This is a genomic window from Streptomyces sp. NPDC002851, from assembly GCF_053591935.1.
Genome location: NZ_JBSFUT010000046.1, coordinates 1 through 15,600 on the forward strand (window position 1 = coordinate 1; position 15,600 = coordinate 15,600).

Here is a 15,600-nt window from a genome sequence, read left to right on the forward strand (position 1 = left end):
GGAGTCGGTCGCCCAACCGCCTGAAAACGCCGCTCGGTTCACGCGCCGTTGCCCGAGCGGAATGGATCCCGGCCGCCCATCACTCCGGGGCGGCCTGCGCGGCACGGCTGCTCGCCCCGTCCGTCGCCGACCGCAACCCGATCGCGGACGTTGAGGCGGCCTCCGCACTGCTGGCCGACGTCTGACACCCGCGCGTGGCTGGAAGGCACCGCTCCACACCGCTGGTGGCCCCACCGTCCTGGTCGGCTCATCCCACTGTCCCGTCACTGTGTGCTGATCCCTCCGGTATCCCTCGCACCTCCTTTGTCCCCGTGCACACGGACCCCAAGGAGCAACATGTCCAGCTCACCTCCCTCGCGCCTCTCGCGCAGGACCGCCCTCGGCGGACTGCTCGCCGCTGCCTCTGTCCCCGCCCTCACGTCGTGCGGCAACGGCATCGCCTCAACCGGAAGCGACGACATGTACGGCAACCTCACCCCGCAGGCGTCCTACGCCTCCAGCACCGGCAGAGGCAAGGTGCCCACCGACGTTCACCAGCACATCTGGCCCCCCCGAGTTCATCGAGCTGCTGCGCGCCCGCACCGCCCCGCCACGCCTCGACGGCTGGACGCTCCACCTCCGCGGCGAACCGCCGTATGACGTCAACCCTGCCGACCACGACGTCGAGGCCCGCACAGAGCTTGCCCGCAACGACGGCCTCGGCCTCGCCGTGGTCTCCCTCTCCAGCCCCCTCGGCATCGAATACCTGCCGCCCGACGAGGCCGCCACGCTCCTGGACGCCTTCCACGATGGAGCACTCGCTCTCCCGGCGCCCTTCGCCACCTGGGCCTCTCCCTGCCTGTCGGCGCCCGAACCCGACCTCAAATCCGTCGAACAACAGCTACGCCGCGGCTGCGTAGGTCTACAGCTCCCCGCCACGGCCCTGCTCGACGCAGAGGGCTGGGAATACTGCGCGCCCCTTCTGGACCTCACGGCCCGGCTCGACAAACCCCTCTTCATCCACCCGGGAGCTGCCCAGCCCACCGAGCAGGAGCAACCTGACTGGTGGCCGGCCCTGGTTCCCTATGTCCACCAGATGCACGCGGCCTGGTTCGGCCTCCGCGCCTTCGGCCGCGCCCGCCACCCGCAGCTGCGCGTGTGTTTCACCGCTCTCGCGGGCCTGGCCCCGCTGCACGGCGAGCGGTTCGCCGCCCGCGGTGGAGGCAGCATGGAGGCCGACCCCAACGCCTTCTACGAGCTCTCCTCCTACGGAGAGCAGGCCGTGGGCACGGTCGTACGCGCCGTCGGCATCGACCTGATCATCAACGGCACCGACCGCCCGTACGCGGGGCCCATCACCCCCGAACTCGATCGGGATATCGCACGCCACGCCCTCATCCTCAATCCCGCCCGCCTCCTGGACTCGACGACGGGAGCCGACGCATGACGTCATCCTCATGACGGAATCGCAGGGCCCCGCCCCCGGCGCCCCTGACGGCGCAGAGCGGTCGGCGAGGGTCCCCGGCCGTTGAGTACGGCTGGGATGGGGCGGGTCAACTGCGGGTGACTCTCATGGTGTGGGCGCCGTCATCGTTCCTTCTGGTGACGGCGAGTTCGCTACTTGAGGCGATGGGTCGCGCGGCGGGAAGGGAGGCCCAGTGACCTTCGCGGAGTCGGGCGTATGAGTTTCGGTGTTCGACCGCCTTGGTGTGGGACGCGCTTGCGCGTCTTGCGCTCAAGGCTGTTTCGCCCACCAACCGGCGCGGCCTGATGGCCTCGGTCGTGTGCAGCGAACCGAGGATGCCGTCGTGGCGATGGAAGACACTTGGTTCGAGCAGTAAGCGCGCAGTACGGCGCAACTCATCGCCCCCTTACGGCCAGTCGGATGCGTCGAGCGGTCAACTGATGCCTTGGCGGTCGGGTTGGAGCGCGAATTCTCGGCGGGCGTGGGGGAGTGGGGTTTCGGTGACGGCGTCGGTGAGCAGGGCGCGTTGGGCGGCTACGGCGGGATGGCGTTCGGTGGGGGTGAAGCGTTCGAGGCTGTCGAGGAGGGCAAGCATGCGGCGGGTGACTTGGGTGGAGTCGACGCCGTAGTCGCGGATTTCGGTGAGGGCGAGTTCGAGGAGGCCGTCCCAGTCGGGGGCGGGTTCGATCAGGCGGGGCGTGCCGGTGACATCACGGTGCTCGATGACGCCGAGGGGCGCTGGGCGAGTTCGGTGAGCAAAACTTGGATGTGGTCGAGCGCTTGGAGTGCGGTGGTGGGGTCGTTGACGGCCGGTGAGAGGGCGTGGACGGCGATGTCTGCGAGTTGGCGCAGCCCGAAGCCGAGGTCTTGTTCGGTGGTGCGCTCGACGCCGATGTCGACCAGCGAGCGTTGCTCACGGGGCGTGAGGGCGGGGCCGGTGCAGGCGAGGAACAGCGCTTCCCCGGGGCAGATGTAGTCGCCGACCTTCGGCACCAGGTGCAGGATGCGGCCTTGTTGTCGGGCCTGGCGCACGATCCGCTGGGTGTGGACGGCTTGGAGGACGCCGGGGTTGCCGGTGTGGGGGATGGGTGTCGCGTTCGCCAGGTCAGAGGTGTGGAGTTCGGGCGTGGCGGGCTCGGCGTGTTCAGGCGTCTCGTCTGCGTACTGGGGGTGTGCGCTGGTGGCAATGGTGCGCAGGCTCTCGTGGGTGACGCGGTCCATGACGTGGGTGACGCGCATCAGGCGCACGGTGGAGTTCACGTAGAAGACGAACAGGACCAGGCTGGCGACCAAGAAGCCCATGGCGAGGGAGGCGCCGATGTAGGGCACGACGGGGTCGTTGGTGTCGTTCCCGGAGGCGTATTCCTTCTGGACGCGCAGGGTGTACAGGAACGTGCACAGGAAGACGGCGAGGGTGGTCTTGGTGACCCAGCTCTCGGTATAGATGCGCACCACGCGCGGCGTGAACTGGCCGGCCGCCCGGGGCAGGATCCGTCGTGAACCACTTCGAGGCATGCTGCGCATTATGCGGCGATAGGCCGTGTATGGGTGTCCGACATGCGTGACCGCTTAGATGCGGGCGCGCTGTCGCACGCGAGGACTTGTCGTGGCCCGGGCTGAGTCGAGGGTCCTTCACTGATGCCCACGACCCCGCCGAAGTGGGATGGGGGCCCGTGCGGGGATGTGGAGACGGTGGGGCAACCGATCGGTTGCCCCACCGTCTCCACATGGGTCCGTCTACTTCTTGGCGCCCTTGTCTTCCTGGGCCGGAGTGCCGGCTTCCACCCACTCGTCGCCGTCGTCGGGGTCGACCACGGTGGACACCGTGCCATCGCTCTGGATGACCGTACCGGGCGGCAGGCTGGGCTCGCCCTGGACCTCTTCCGCCTTGGTCGCCGCCTTGCCGGAGTCGCCGCCGGTCGCGTTGGCGGTGCCGATCGCGGCGCCGATGCCGAGCAGGGTGGTGGCGCCGACGATGACGAGACGCCTGGCGGTTTTGGTGGTCTTCATGCGAAGTCCGTCCTTTCCGTGTCGCCACCGCTCGGAGCGCGGTGGCCATGACGATCACTCTGTCGGGCAGGGGCTGAGGCCACGCTGAGAAGCTGAGGCGCTCCTGAGGACCTGAAGTGGACCTGAAGACCTGAATGCCGCTTCAGGGGCATGCGCTGTGGTTGGGGCAGGATTGCCCGCATACGTGTACTGGTAGTGGAGGACGACGAACGCCTGGCCGAGGTCCTGCGGGACGGCCTGGCCGCCGAGGGTTTCGATGTCCACTGGGCTCGTGACGGCCGCGAGGGTCTGCGCCTGGCCAGGGCAGGCACGTACGACGTGATCACGTTGGATGTGATGCTGCCGGGTCTGCACGGCTACGACGTGTGCGCGAGGCTGCGGGCCGCGGGCGATCGCACCCCGATCCTGATGCTGACCGCGAAGGACGGGGAGTACGACGAGGCCGACGGCCTGGAGACGGGGGCCGACGACTATCTGACCAAGCCGTTCTCCTTCGTGGTGCTCGCTGCCCGCCTCAAGGCCCTCATCCGGCGCTCCGGGCGGCCGACCACGACCACCGTGTGGGAGCTGGGCGATCTGCGGATCGAACCGGTCGGGCTGCGCTGCTGGCGCGACGGGCAGCAAGTCTCCCTGACCGCCAAGGAGTTCGCGGTTCTGGTCTGCCTGGCCGAGCGGGCCGGTCAGGTGGTCACCAAGACCGACATCCTCGAGCGCGCCTGGGACGAGCACTACGACGGCGATTTGAACATCGTGGAGGTGTACGTCAGTGCGCTGCGCAAGAAGATCGACACACCGTTCGGATGCAAGAGCATCCGCACCGTCCGCGGCGCCGGCTACCGCCTCGACCCTGAAGGCGGCTAGGTTCCGGCTGCGCCCGCGCACCGTACTTGGCCGCACCACCGCCGCCGTCACCCTGGTCCTCGCCGCCGCACTCGCCATCGGCTCGGTGGTGCTGGTGAGCGTGGTGTACGCGGACCTGCGCCAGGATGCCGAGGACACCGCCCGCCAATAGGTCACAACCGCCGTGGAGTTGCTGGACGCGGTGCAGGCCCGCGACGGCGACTACTCGATCCGCTCCAACGGCAAGGTCACCCAAGGCGAGCCTGCCATTCCCGTCCCCGAAGCCTCCGGAGCACCCACGTCCGCACCCACGCCGAATGCCTCACGGGGCGAGTCCGTCATGGAGACCAGTGGGGAAGGCCGCTACCGCATCTCCTCACAGATCAACCTCACCTCCACCCATGAGACCCTGGCCCGCCTGCTGGCCCTGCTGATCCCCGGGGTGCTGCTGATCCTGCTCCTCGCCGCCCTGTTGACCTGGTACGCGGTCGGTAAAGCCCTCGTCCCAGTGGGGGCCGTACGCCGCGAAGCAGCCGAGATCACCGCCACAGACCTGCACTGCCGCCTGCCCGTGCCCGCCTCCCATGACGAGATCTCCCGCCTGGCCACCACCATGAACACCACCCTGGAGCGTCTCGACAGAGCGGTGACCAGGCTGCGGACCTTCACGGGGGATGTCGCTCACGAACTGCGCAGCCCGCTCGCCACCCTGCGCGCCCGACTCGAAGTCGCCACGGCCCGCCCAGAACGGGCGAACTGGCCCCGCGTCGCCGGCGAAGCCCTCGAAGAAGCCGAGCAACTCCAGCATCTGGTCGACGACTTGCTCCTGTTGGCCCGCCTGGACGCCCACATCCCCACCACCCGCCGCGAGCTCGATCTTGCCGACGTTGCCCACGCACAGGCCCGGCGTATCGCCGGCGTTGACGGCCCGGTGGTGCAGGTCCACGCGCACGAACCCGCCATCGTCAACGGCGCCCGCTCCCAGCTCGAGCGGCTGATGACCAACCTCGTCGACAACGCCCGCCGCCACGCCCACAACACCGTCCGCCTCACTGTGACGACCGAGGGCGAGCAGGTCGTGGTGGAGGTGAGCGACGACGGAGCAGGCATTCCCGAGGCGGATCGCGAGCGGGTCTTCGACTCCTTCGTTCGCCTCGACGACGCCGGCGAGCGCGACAGCGGCGGCACCAGCCTCGGCCTTGCCATCGCCCGCTCCACCGCGATCGCCCACGACGGCACCCTCACCGCCGAAGACCCCGACCCCGGCCCCGGCTTCGGCGGAGCTCGGCTGGTCCTGCGCCTTCCGTGTGCCTCACCTGGGTTCTGAGAGTCACCCTTGATCAGGAGCACTGGTCGGATTTGGGCACGGTGCCGTTGTGGAGGAAGGCTTCGACGGCGCGGTCGATGCAGGGGTTCTTGCCGAACACGTTGTGGTCGTCGGCCTTGTTGGCAAGCAGGACGGATCGGGGGAGGTTCTTGGCCACCGCCTTGGCGTCGGCGAGTGTGGTGGCCGAATCGCCCGTGTTGTTCAACAGCAGTACGGGCGGGATACCGTCGGGCTTGATCGGGCCGGGTTTCCAGGTGGGGGGTACCGGCCAGAAGAACGCGCTGGGGCTGGTGATGTAGGTCCACACCTGCCCGAAGTGCGGCGAGTTCTTCACCGCCTCCGTAACGGCAACATCCAGGGTCTCGATGGCCTTGCGTGGGTGCTTGGCCCCGTCGACGTAGTCGGCCGGATGGCCGGCCAGGGAGTCGATGGCGGTCTTCGCCGCCTGCGCGGGCGCGTACTTTCCGTTCTTGCGTTTGGTGAAGTCGTCGGCGAGTGCGGCCAGTTTGTCGCCGCGGCCCTCGCGCAGGGCCTGGTTCCAGGCGGCCATGAGGTCGGGCCACATGTCGGTGGAGTACGAGGCAGCGATCATCGCCAGCGTGGCCAGGGTGGGGCCGACTGTGCGGCCGTCGGACACCGGCAACGGCTTGGCGCCCACATCCGCCAGCAAACTCTCCACCCTCTTCATGGCCGCCGCACGGTCACCGCCGAGTGCGCAGTCACCGGAGGTGACGCAGGCATCGACCATCTGGCGCAGGGTCTCCTCCAGCGGGTCCTCGCCGGCCGGCGGCGCGTTGTCCTCGGGCTGGTCCGGGTTGTTGCCGGGCCCGGCGGGGTTGTCGATCGAGTCCATGACCAACCGGCCCACCTTGCCTGGGAACTGGGCGGCGTAGAACTGGGCGACTCGGGTTCCGTAGGAGACGGCCATGGCGTTGAGCTTCGGCTCGCCGAGCACGGCACGGATGACATCGACGTCACGGGCGTTGTTCTCCGTGCCCACAAAGGAGAGCAGCCGAGCGGAGTTGGTCTTGCAGGACTGGGCGTATCGCTGTCCCGCCCGCGCCGCCTTGTCGCGTCCCTCGGCGGTGGTGGGGGCGAAGTCGGTGGCGTAGAAGGCGTCCAGGTCCTTGTCGCCCAGGCACCGGATCGGGTCACTGCGTCCGGTGCCGCGCGGATCGTAGGAGACCAGGTCGAATCGTTTGCGCAGCTTGTACTCGGGCGTCTTGTCGAACAGCCAGTCCATGCCCGACAAGCCGGGGCCGCCGGGAAGCAACACCAGCGATCCGATGCGCCCCTCGGACTGTTCGGCCTTGGCCCGATTGAGCGCGATGCGCATGGTGTCGCCGTCAGGGCGTGCGTAGTCGAGGGGGACCTGGATGGTGGCGCACTCGAAGCCGACCCGCCCGGGACACGCCTCCCACTCCGGCCGTTGGTCGTGAAACCTCTTCAGGCCCGCGGCGTCGGGAGCCTCAAGCGGCGCCAACGACGACGCCGCGTTCGGCGAGGGCCCTGCCGCATCGGTGCCGCCGCCGCAGGCACTCAAGCCCATGGACGTGACCGTGGCCAGCAGGGCACCGGCCACCGCGGTGCTGTGTCGGACCCGGCACCACATGGCATGCTCTATCGACATACCCCCACTTCAAGGGCCCTGGAAGTGGGGCGGCAACTCGAACCGCGCCCTACCGCCATCGGCCAACAGACCCACCACAACGTCTGTGGGCGGCACCTACCTGGCCACTCCCTCACGGGGGCACACGTCCCACAGCAGGACAACAGTGCCGCCCATCCGGGTGACACCGACGCGACCGCCCCGTCTCCGGGTCGAGCCGGGTCTGCGCTACGCGGCCCGGTGAGGTGGTTGCGACTCAGGTGGGGCACAGTGCGTTCGTCGCCGGGAGCGTGCCGTCGACGAGGTAGTCGTCGACCAGCCGGTCCGTGCAGGCCGAGCCGGATGCGTAGGCCCCGTGTCCGGTGCCCTGCCGGATGATCATCGAGGTGGTGCCCAGGTTCTTGCGCACGGTGCGGGCGTTGTCCACAGGGGTCGCCGCGTCGCGGGAGAAGGAGACCAGCAGCAAGAGCGGGCTCCGGGAGCAGTGATCGGTTCGACCGTGCCGGTGCAAGCAGCGGGCCAGGCCGCACAGCCGAGCATCGTCCACGCGTTGGCCGGGCTCTGCCGCCTTCAGCAGGCCAGGCGCAGAGCGGGGGGGCCTTGCTGTCCAGGCACAGGACTGCCGACGGCATCGATGGCCCTCGCTGCTGGCCACAGGCCCAGTCCAAGCCCGCCAGCAGGAGCCGGGCGGCCAGCACGCCCCGCACAACGACAAATCCCCACGGTCTCAGAGAGACCGTGGGGATTTGGTGCGTGTCCGAGGGGGAACTTGAACCATTGGGCAACCGGGTGTGGGTTGGCGGCGAGTTCCAGCTCGCATAGAAACATCCGACTACTGACGTTGTGGGCGTGATGTCGGCAGGGTGAGAAGGCTTCCTGGCTTCGTTGCGATCGGCGACGACGAGAGGCCGCAGGTCGCCCGCTCCGTACAGCTCTCTTCCGAGCGCCTCAGCCTGATCGCCACCATCGACTTGGTCGAGTCAGCCGACGGCAACACCGTTCGCCTCGTCGACTACAAGAAGGGCAAGGCCCCCGACCTTCCCGAAGGTGCATACGAGCCCGAGCGAGTCCAGGTCAGTGCTCAATGTCTCCTGCTCCGCGAAGCCGGATACTCATGCGATTCGGGCATCCTCTACTTCGCGTGCTCCCGCACGCGCGTTGAGATCCCGTTGGACGAGACGCTCATCGCCCGCACCCACGAGCTGATCGGCCAGGTCCGCGAGTTGGCAGCGGCCCCACAGGGGCCTTCTCCGCTTGTTCGGACAACGTGACCGTCGTCTGGCGCGAAGGACTTGACCTGGACCGGCCGGGAGAGGCAGCCGCATGCCTGGCTGCACTACCCCCCCACCGCCGAAGAGGCCATCGAACTGCCACTCCATTCGGCCCGGCGCTGGCTCGCGACGCTGAGTTCGGGGACCGTGGCGGACGCGCGGGGCGACGACATCAGCGACCTCGATACAGGCCGAGAAACTCATTCCGATTCACCTGCCAACGACGGCAACGGCCGCGTTGCGTTCCGCTTTGGGTACGGCAGTGACGAACTGGTAGCCGTCCCGGTCACCCCGTCCGCGCTACGGCCAGAAGACATTCTCGTCGTGCGTGCGGAGGACGGCGGCTGCGATGAGTACGGATGGAACCCGGACAGTCGTCGCCCTGTACTCGACCTCGGTGACTTGACCGGGACAGGAAAGCGGAAGCGTGCGACGGTACGACTGGGGGACTCCTTCGGCCGCGTGCTCTCCCGCGTCGCCCCAGAACTGGCAAGCTCCTGGGAGTAGTTCGTGAAGGGCGTCCTCGCTGACCTCGATGCAACTGTTCCGGAGAGGGGAACTCCGGTAACCCTTCCCGAGGGCCTGTCCCCAAAGCCAGACAGCGAATCGGCACTCCCGCATGTACGAGTGCTGCATGCTCTGGCCGACGGTGCCAAGCTCATGCCGTACGAGCTGAGCGAACAGCCCGACGCCAGTGGAGTACGTCCTTGTCGGCTCCCGACGCGCTCCCGGCGGCGACGCGACCTCGTCATCATCCTCAACGACTGGCATCCGAATGTCCCTGGCCGACCACCAGGAAGCGGTAGAGCACCGGGCACGGAACTTCGCGGTGAACCTGAACCTTTCAGACGTGATCGGTCAGGTTGCCAGAGTCGGGCGGGGTGCTCGGCGGCGGTTCTCGGCGCGCTCACCGAACAGCCGACGGGATGGGTCGCGCGCCTCGCTCTGGCGCAGTCCCGCGGATGGCAGATCTACGCAGACACACGACAGCCTGACCTGTGACAACGAACCTGAGTCCGTGCCATCGAAAGTTGAGAGCGACGTGGGCTATTAATCCCCGTCGTCAAACCCACCGCGCAGGGCGCGCAGCGCCTCCAACTGCCGGGCGGTGCGGTCGTGGAGCTGCTGGAGCAAGGCGATGCGGCCGTCCAGGGCCTCGATCGCCTGGGTGCACTCGCTCTCCTCCAATGCCTCGTAGGTCTCCGCGTCGCAGACCGCCCGTACGGTCGAGGTGATCTCGGCGAGTGTCAGGCCGTAGTCGAGCAAGGTCCTGATGTTCCGCACTCGGCGGGCGTCGCTCTCCCGGAAGTCGCGGTACCCGTTCGGCAGACGCCTGGAAGGCAGGAGTCCGGCCGCCTCGTAGTGGCGGATCTGTCGGGGTGAGGAACCGGAGATCTGTGCCAGTTCACCGATCTTCATCAGTGTGCTCCTGGGTGTGCACTGCGCGCTTGACCTTGACACGGGTGTCAAGGTCTACGTTATCGCCGTTAAGAGAGCAGCGAGAAATGCTGGCGTTGCCCCGCGACGCTCCCGGCAGCGGCCTCGTCGGCTCGAGAACCCATACGGCACAGGAGATAGCACCATGTTGAGCGTCGAGTTCGACCGTTTCGGCCCGCCTGAAGTTCTGCAGGTGCGGGAGCGGCCGGAACCGCTGCCGGTCCCGGAGCGAGTCCGGGTGCGTGTCCGAGCCCGTACCGCGAACGTCAGCGATCCGGAGCTCCGCCGTGGCCACCCCAGAGAGCGGCTGCACAGCCTGGGCCTTGCCTTCCCCGCGGTGCCGGGCTGGGACTTCGTGGGCACGCTCCTCGATCCGACCCCGGACCTTCCTGCCGGTTCCACGGTGACGGGCTTCGTCCCGTGGCTCGGCTCGGAGGTCGGTCGTGGTACCTACGCGGAGGTCATTACCGTCGCACCGGAGTGGGTGACCCCGCTCCCGTCAGACATCGACCCGCTGCGCGCCGTCGTGTTTGCGATGAACGGTCTGACCGGCGCGCAGGCCACCGATCGGATGGGACCGCTTCAAGGGGCAAACGTCCTGGTGGTGGGTGCTGGCGGCCCTGTGGGGATGAGCGCGGCGGCGGCAGCCGTAGCGCGAGGGGCCCGCGTCTACGTCACCGGTTCGGTGCACGACGAGTCCCTCGCCGGTCAGGGGTACGCGGGCGTTGTGCCGCGCGGTACGTCGGAGGAGATGGCCGCGGCGGCCCGCGTGGCGGTGCCGGGTGGGATGGACGCGGTCTTCAACGCTGCGGTTGCCGGTCCCGGGATGATCGGCGCGGTGAAGGACGGGGGTACCTTCGTCTCGATCCACGTCTTCGACGAGAACAAGCCGCAGCGCGGCGTCGCGGTCAAAGAGGTCGTCGTGGAGGCCGACTCGCCGCGGCTGTCATCCCTGCTCACCACCTCTCTCATCGACCGGATTCGCATCGAGACGATGCCACTCGATCAGGCGCGCATGGCACACGAGCGACTTGAGCGCGGCGGGCTCGAGGGGCGCAAGATCGTACTGGTCTCGTAGAGCCCCCCGAAGGCGCGGAGGGGTTGCCATGTGCGTCAGGTTGGTCCGACCGGGCGCAGCGCCGCGGCTTGCTCGCGCCTCGGCCCGGGTTGGTGTGTGAGCGATACCCGTCCACGGCGAGCTCACTCAGCTCCCGGGGCTGCCGTGGAACAGTTCCGGGGCTGGTTGCCCAAACTCGGATGGCACGCGCGCGTCGGTCGGCGCTTCTACGAAGGACTGTCGAACAGGCCCGCTGGAAATTCCTGCGGGCCTGGCGTGCCCGGGCGCGCTCCCCACTCTCTCGGACCTGTTCAAGAGATCTCTTGAGGACCGTCGGTGGCTGAGCGGTTGAGCCAACTTCGGGCTACCAACTCGACGGTGATGGCGACTGACAGCGCTTGAACGGCCATCAGGGCAACGAGGACGAACAGCTGCACAGCACCGGCGGTGAAGGGTGAGGCCCCACCCAGCAGCATCCCTACGAAGGCTCCGGGAAGGGTCACGAGCCCCACGGTGCGGGTCTGGTCAAGGCCGGGCACGAGAGCCTCCGATGCCACTGGGCGGACCACCTCAAGCCGAGCGTTCCGCTGCTCGAGACCGAGGGCAAGGTAGGCCTCGAACTCACCATGTCTCGTGCCCAGTTCGTCGAGTGCCTGGCGCCCGGAGGTTACTGCTGCGGTCAGCGCACCGCCGATGAGGATGCCGGTCACCGGAATGAGGGCGATTCCATCCACAGGAACAAGGCCTCCCAGCACCAGGCCGGCGACAACCGGAACTACCGGAGTCGCGATCGGGAGGGCAGCCCACCACCAGGTGGGGTTGGGGGTGATGCGGCGCCCGGCAGTACGGATGGCGACGCCGAACATGAGCAAGATGAACCCCAAGAGAGCCGGGGGGGTGTGCAGGACCCACCCAAGTAGGAGTGACACCATGGCAAGTTGCGCCGTTGCCCGTGCGCCGGCCAGGGCGATCTCGCGTCCTCTTCTGTAGGAGCCATCCGGAGACAACCGAAGAACAGCGGCGACGGCGGCAGCTGTCAGAAGCAGGATGATCAGTGCCCCGACCAAGGCCGCGTTGACAGGCAACAGCCCCTGCGCATTGGCTTCACGCACAGGTCGACCTCGAACTCTGGATCGGCGCCCAGAGCAGTTCCGTGGTCTGGCCACCTGTGAGCCCCTGGCTAGCGGTAGTGGTGGGAGTACCGTGCACGATGGGGCAGTTGTCATGGTTCTGGGGAAGCATGGTGCACACCATGATCCTGGCAGGGCCGGTGCGCCTACGTGCTGACAGCCAAGATGGGAACCGTCATTTCATGGAAAGGTACAGCCGGTTGAGGTGCTAGTGCCTCAACGCCCGGCAATCTGGCCCGGTTTGGCAGGAACTAGCGGCAAACCGGGCCTTGATGTCACCGGTTGGAGCCGTAGAGCATAGCAGACCCCAGACCGGAATGGAGTGGGTCGAGGATCTAGGCCAAGTAGCTGCGGCGTTCGGGCTGCAGTGTCTCAGCGATGTCCTGGGCGAGTTCCGCGGCTTGTGGCTGATCCAGTGTGGAGATCGTGACGCGGATGAAGGGAAGGCTGGCCAGGCGGTGCGGTTCTCCAGCGCGAAGAACCCACCCACGCTGCTGTAGGCGTCGCAAGGTGGATGCCTCCTCAGATACTGGAATCAGTACGTTCAACCCCGAACGTCCGGTCGCAGATACGCCGCGAGACGCGAGCTCGGCGATGAAGTCCTCGCGGCGCCGCCGATAGGTTCGCTCGGCCTCCTTCACCAGTTCCTGGATGGCCGTGTCGGCCGACATCTGCAGAACCATGTGCTGCAGAACATGGCTGACCCAGCCGGCGCCCAGCCGTTGGCGCCCTTCGACTCGGCTGACGGTCATCCGGTCGCCGACGAGAAACGCCAGCCGTAGGTCAGGACCGAGCGACTTACTCACGGACCGGACGACCATCCAGCGCCGCCGACCGCCCGTGATGGAGTGGTAGGGCTGGCCTGCGACCGGACCGGCGTGGTCGTTCTCGATGACGGAGACCTGCGGGTGGGCGTTGAGAACCGTGGTCAGCTCCTCGGCCCGTGCAGCGTCGACGGCTGCTCCGGTGGGATTCTGCGCGCGTGGAGTGAGGATGAAGGCGGCAGGGCGTTCGGACAGCGCCTTGCTCAGAGCTGTGGGGATCGGGCCGTACTCGTCTACAGCGACAGGTACAGGGATGAGACCGGATGAGCGGACCAGGTCGAGTGTGGCGGTGTAGCAGGGATCCTCGACCGCGACCTTGTCCCCGGGCTTGAGCCACGCGGCGAGTACTCGTTCTACGCCGTCTATGGCGCCACTGGTCAGGCAGAGCTGGTCCGTGCCCGGCTTGAACTCGCTGAACAGGCGCAGGCCCAGCTCTGCGATGCCGGGGATCATGGTGGCGTCGCCGTATCGGTAGTGCCCCATGTCGAGACGGTGTGCGACCTCGGTCAGCGAGGGGAGTAGACGCGGGTCGGGATTCCCGTCGCTCAGGTCCACAGCACCCTCGGGCGGCGGTGCAGTGACCCTGCTCGCGAGGGGTGGCCGGGGGCTGATCCTGGTGTTCTTGCCCACGGCGCTCGTCAGGACGCCGCGAGTGCGCAGGTCGCGATAGGCGGCGGCCACTGTGGCCGGGCTGATGCCCAAGGTTCCGGCCAGCGATCTTACCGATGGCAGGACGTCGCCAGGCGTCGCGAGCCCCTCCTGAACGGCTCTTTCGACGCTGTCCACGATCTCACGTGATGTCTGGCCTTCGATGAGCATTCCAAGATCCACTCGCGTGAGTGTACTAGTACGGCACGCATCGCGCCAGTGCACGGTGGCGAAATCCGAGTTTAACGGCAGCCCTCTTGCGTGTTCGGGTGGCTGATTCTAGTGTTCAGTAACACTAAGCCAAGTGTTCTAGAACGGATGCTCAGTCATGCTGCTCGACACCTTGGTCACCCGCGCTTTGGTGATCACCATGGATCCGGAACATCCCTTCGCCCATGCCATCGGAATCTGGAACGGGCAGATCGTCGGCCTCGACGCGCAGGTCGAGCACCTCCCTGCTCGACGCGTCGTCGACCTCGCTGGCGCCACTGTCCTGCCGGGTTTTATCGACGCCCACTCCCATCTCGCCTGGACCGGACTCTCCGCCCGCGCCGTCGACGTCGGGCGGTGTGCAGATCTCGACGCCGTCCTGGACACCCTGGCCGCCGAGGTTGCGAGGACACCCGTCGGCGGCTGGGTGGAGGCCGTCGGCTACGACCAGCGAACGCTGGGCCGTCACCTGACACGCGCTGACCTCGACAGGGTGTCCGACGGCCGGCTGGTGCACCTGCTTCATGTCAGCGGGCACGCCGCGGTGGTCAGCAGTGAGGTGATCGAGCGCTTCCCGTCCGAGGCACACTCCGGCCTCGAAGGCGTCCAGCTCGACGCGGCTGGGCAGCCCACGGGCCTGCTCCTGGAGGAAGCGACGCAGCTCGTCAGCGCACTGCGAACCCCCTACGAACCTGCCGTACTCGACAAGGCGCTGCAGACGGCGGCCAGCATTTGCGCCGCTGAGGGGGTGACGACCTGTGCCGAGGCCGGAGTGGGCGGCGCGGTCACAGGAACCAGCCTGACCGCCATCGGCGACTACCAGAAGGCGCACGCCGACGGGCTGCCGCTGCGGACCCAACTCATGGTGGTCGCCGACCAGTTGCGCCCCCTGCCCGCACACCCCGAGGGTGACGCGCGCTTCGGCCTCGATCTCGGGGTGCGTACCGGACTGGGCGACGCCCGGATGTCGATCGGAGCGATGAAGCTGTGGCTGGACGGCGGCATGATGGCACGCACCGCCGCCCTCAGTCGGCCCTACGAGGGAACCACCGACCGGGGCCTGTTGACGCACGACACCAAGACCGTCACCGAGACGATCTGCGCGGCCCACGCCTCCGGCTGGCAACTCGCCCTGCACGCCATCGGCGACCGTGCGATCGACGTGGCCCTGGACGCCCTGGAGCAGGCACAGCGCGAGCACCCGGACCCCGACGCCCGTCACCGCATCGAACACTGCGGCATCGTCCGCCCCGACCAGCTGCCGAGGCTAGCCGCACTGCATGTGATCGCCGTCCTGCAGCCGACGTTCCTCCATGCCTACGGCGACGACTACTCCCGCATCATGGGCGTCGAACGTGCCGAGTGGATGTACCGGGGCCGATCCTTCCTTGACCACGGCATCCGCATCGCCGGCAGCTCGGACCGGCCAGTTGCGGACGGGGCGCCGCTGCGCGCGGTGCAGTTCATGGTCGAACGCCTCTCCCACTCGGGGGCTCCTGTCGGGCCTGCCGAACGGATCACCGTCGAGGAGGCGCTGGCCGCGTACACCCGAGACGCCGCGTACGCATGTCGGCTCGAGCATCTCCTGGGCAGCGTAACGCCCGGCAAGCGCGCCGACCTCGTGGTCCTCGCACGCGACCCGAGGGCCGTGCCGACCCACGAGATCAGCGGCATCGACATCCTCGCGACCGTCCTCGACGGCGAGACCGTGCACGGCGAACTGGCCGGGCCCGAGCGCAAGGAGTGATGCCGTGAGGAGTGAAGACTTGGCTGAGGCACCCGCCGCCGTTGAG

At 67.9% G+C, this 15,600-nt stretch carries 15 protein-coding genes and 1 pseudogene; 8 read left to right on the forward strand and 8 right to left on the reverse strand.

Annotated elements, in window-relative coordinates; genetic code table 11:
• Together ACWD10_RS33535 and ACWD10_RS33540 are read left to right on the forward strand one after the other, a co-directional pair.
• Positions 1-185: hypothetical protein (locus ACWD10_RS33535; RefSeq protein ID WP_451097444.1), on the forward strand; the 185-nt coding region annotated here is incomplete at its 5' end.
• 524 nt (positions 186-709) lie between these two features.
• On the forward strand, positions 710-1,426 hold the full coding sequence (locus tag ACWD10_RS33540) for an amidohydrolase (RefSeq protein ID WP_451097445.1): 717 nt from the start codon (positions 710-712) through the stop codon (positions 1,424-1,426).
• A 451-nt stretch (positions 1,427-1,877) separates the two neighbouring features.
• On the opposite strand, the gene ACWD10_RS33545 is transcribed toward ACWD10_RS33540, so the two are convergent.
• The 3 genes and pseudogenes from ACWD10_RS33545 to ACWD10_RS33555 all read right to left on the reverse strand — a co-directional run bounded on the left by ACWD10_RS33545 (position 1,878) and on the right by ACWD10_RS33555 (position 3,454).
• Positions 1,878-2,039 carry a hypothetical protein gene (locus ACWD10_RS33545; RefSeq protein WP_451097496.1) on the reverse strand — a complete coding sequence of 54 codons (162 nt, stop codon included), beginning with the start codon at positions 2,037-2,039 and terminating at the stop codon, positions 1,878-1,880.
• Between the two features lie 42 nt (positions 2,040-2,081).
• Positions 2,082-2,968 (reverse strand): annotated as a pseudogene (locus tag ACWD10_RS33550) (DUF2254 domain-containing protein); the annotation flags it as partial.
• Between the two features lie 213 nt (positions 2,969-3,181).
• Positions 3,182-3,454 carry a hypothetical protein gene (locus ACWD10_RS33555; RefSeq protein WP_451097446.1) on the reverse strand — a complete coding sequence of 91 codons (273 nt, stop codon included), beginning with the start codon at positions 3,452-3,454 and terminating at the stop codon, positions 3,182-3,184.
• A 180-nt stretch (positions 3,455-3,634) separates the two neighbouring features.
• On the opposite strand from ACWD10_RS33555, the gene ACWD10_RS33560 reads away from it, so the two are divergent.
• A complete protein-coding gene (locus ACWD10_RS33560) occupies positions 3,635-4,315 on the forward strand; it encodes a response regulator transcription factor (protein WP_451097493.1) in 681 nt (226 codons plus the stop codon).
• 163 nt (positions 4,316-4,478) lie between these two features.
• On the forward strand, positions 4,479-5,621 hold the full coding sequence (locus ACWD10_RS33565; protein ID WP_451097447.1) for a sensor histidine kinase: 1,143 nt from the start codon (positions 4,479-4,481) through the stop codon (positions 5,619-5,621).
• Between the two features lie 13 nt (positions 5,622-5,634).
• Here ACWD10_RS33565 and ACWD10_RS33570 read toward each other — a convergent pair whose 3' ends face one another.
• Positions 5,635-7,251, reverse strand: coding sequence for an alpha/beta hydrolase (locus ACWD10_RS33570; protein ID WP_451097448.1), 1,617 nt, complete (start codon positions 7,249-7,251; stop codon positions 5,635-5,637).
• A gap of 235 nt (positions 7,252-7,486) precedes the next feature.
• Positions 7,487-7,696 carry an alpha/beta hydrolase gene (locus ACWD10_RS33575; protein ID WP_451097449.1) on the reverse strand — a complete coding sequence of 70 codons (210 nt, stop codon included), beginning with the start codon at positions 7,694-7,696 and terminating at the stop codon, positions 7,487-7,489.
• 397 nt (positions 7,697-8,093) lie between these two features.
• On the opposite strand from ACWD10_RS33575, the gene ACWD10_RS33580 reads away from it, so the two are divergent.
• Both ACWD10_RS33580 and ACWD10_RS33585 read left to right on the forward strand, forming a co-directional pair.
• Positions 8,094-8,501, forward strand: coding sequence for a CRISPR-associated protein Cas4 (locus ACWD10_RS33580; RefSeq protein ID WP_451097450.1), 408 nt, complete (start codon positions 8,094-8,096; stop codon positions 8,499-8,501).
• Between the two features lie 21 nt (positions 8,502-8,522).
• Entirely contained in the window at positions 8,523-9,008 is a 486-nt protein-coding gene (locus ACWD10_RS33585) for a hypothetical protein (protein ID WP_451097451.1), read from the forward strand.
• Between the two features lie 543 nt (positions 9,009-9,551).
• Here ACWD10_RS33585 and ACWD10_RS33590 read toward each other — a convergent pair.
• Positions 9,552-9,920, reverse strand: a complete 369-nt coding sequence (locus ACWD10_RS33590) for a MerR family transcriptional regulator (protein ID WP_451097452.1) — start codon at positions 9,918-9,920, stop codon at positions 9,552-9,554.
• Positions 9,921-10,083: 163 nt separating this feature from the next.
• On the opposite strand from ACWD10_RS33590, the gene ACWD10_RS33595 reads away from it, so the two are divergent.
• Positions 10,084-11,016: an alcohol dehydrogenase catalytic domain-containing protein gene (locus ACWD10_RS33595; RefSeq protein WP_451097453.1), complete on the forward strand. Its 933-nt coding sequence runs from the start codon at positions 10,084-10,086 to the stop codon at positions 11,014-11,016.
• 290 nt (positions 11,017-11,306) lie between these two features.
• Here ACWD10_RS33595 and ACWD10_RS33600 read toward each other — a convergent pair whose 3' ends face one another.
• Positions 11,307-12,107, reverse strand: a complete 801-nt coding sequence (locus ACWD10_RS33600; protein ID WP_451097454.1) for an ABC transporter permease — start codon at positions 12,105-12,107, stop codon at positions 11,307-11,309.
• 353 nt (positions 12,108-12,460) lie between these two features.
• The gene (locus ACWD10_RS33605) at positions 12,461-13,780 is read right to left on the reverse strand and encodes an aminotransferase class I/II-fold pyridoxal phosphate-dependent enzyme (protein ID WP_451097455.1); all 1,320 of its coding nucleotides are present in this window, start codon (positions 13,778-13,780) and stop codon (positions 12,461-12,463) included.
• Positions 13,781-13,925: 145 nt separating this feature from the next.
• On the opposite strand from ACWD10_RS33605, the gene ACWD10_RS33610 reads away from it, so the two are divergent.
• The gene (locus tag ACWD10_RS33610) at positions 13,926-15,554 is read left to right on the forward strand and encodes an amidohydrolase (RefSeq protein ID WP_451097456.1); all 1,629 of its coding nucleotides are present in this window, start codon (positions 13,926-13,928) and stop codon (positions 15,552-15,554) included.
• The last annotated feature ends 46 nt before the right edge of the window (positions 15,555-15,600 follow it).

What these genes read in the sequence shown, in the direction of transcription:
- ACWD10_RS33570 (WP_451097448.1), bottom strand. Translation starts at nt 7,251, where the DNA reads ATGTCGATAGAGCATGCCATGTGGTGCCGGGTCCGACACAGCACCGCG.
- ACWD10_RS33545 (WP_451097496.1), bottom strand. Translation starts at nt 2,039, where the DNA reads ATGCTTGCCCTCCTCGACAGCCTCGAACGCTTCACCCCCACCGAACGC.
- ACWD10_RS33610 (WP_451097456.1), top strand. Translation starts at nt 13,926, where the DNA reads ATGCTGCTCGACACCTTGGTCACCCGCGCTTTGGTGATCACCATGGAT.
- ACWD10_RS33590 (WP_451097452.1), bottom strand. Translation starts at nt 9,920, where the DNA reads ATGAAGATCGGTGAACTGGCACAGATCTCCGGTTCCTCACCCCGACAG.
- ACWD10_RS33595 (WP_451097453.1), top strand. Translation starts at nt 10,084, where the DNA reads ATGTTGAGCGTCGAGTTCGACCGTTTCGGCCCGCCTGAAGTTCTGCAG.
- ACWD10_RS33555 (WP_451097446.1), bottom strand. Translation starts at nt 3,454, where the DNA reads ATGAAGACCACCAAAACCGCCAGGCGTCTCGTCATCGTCGGCGCCACC.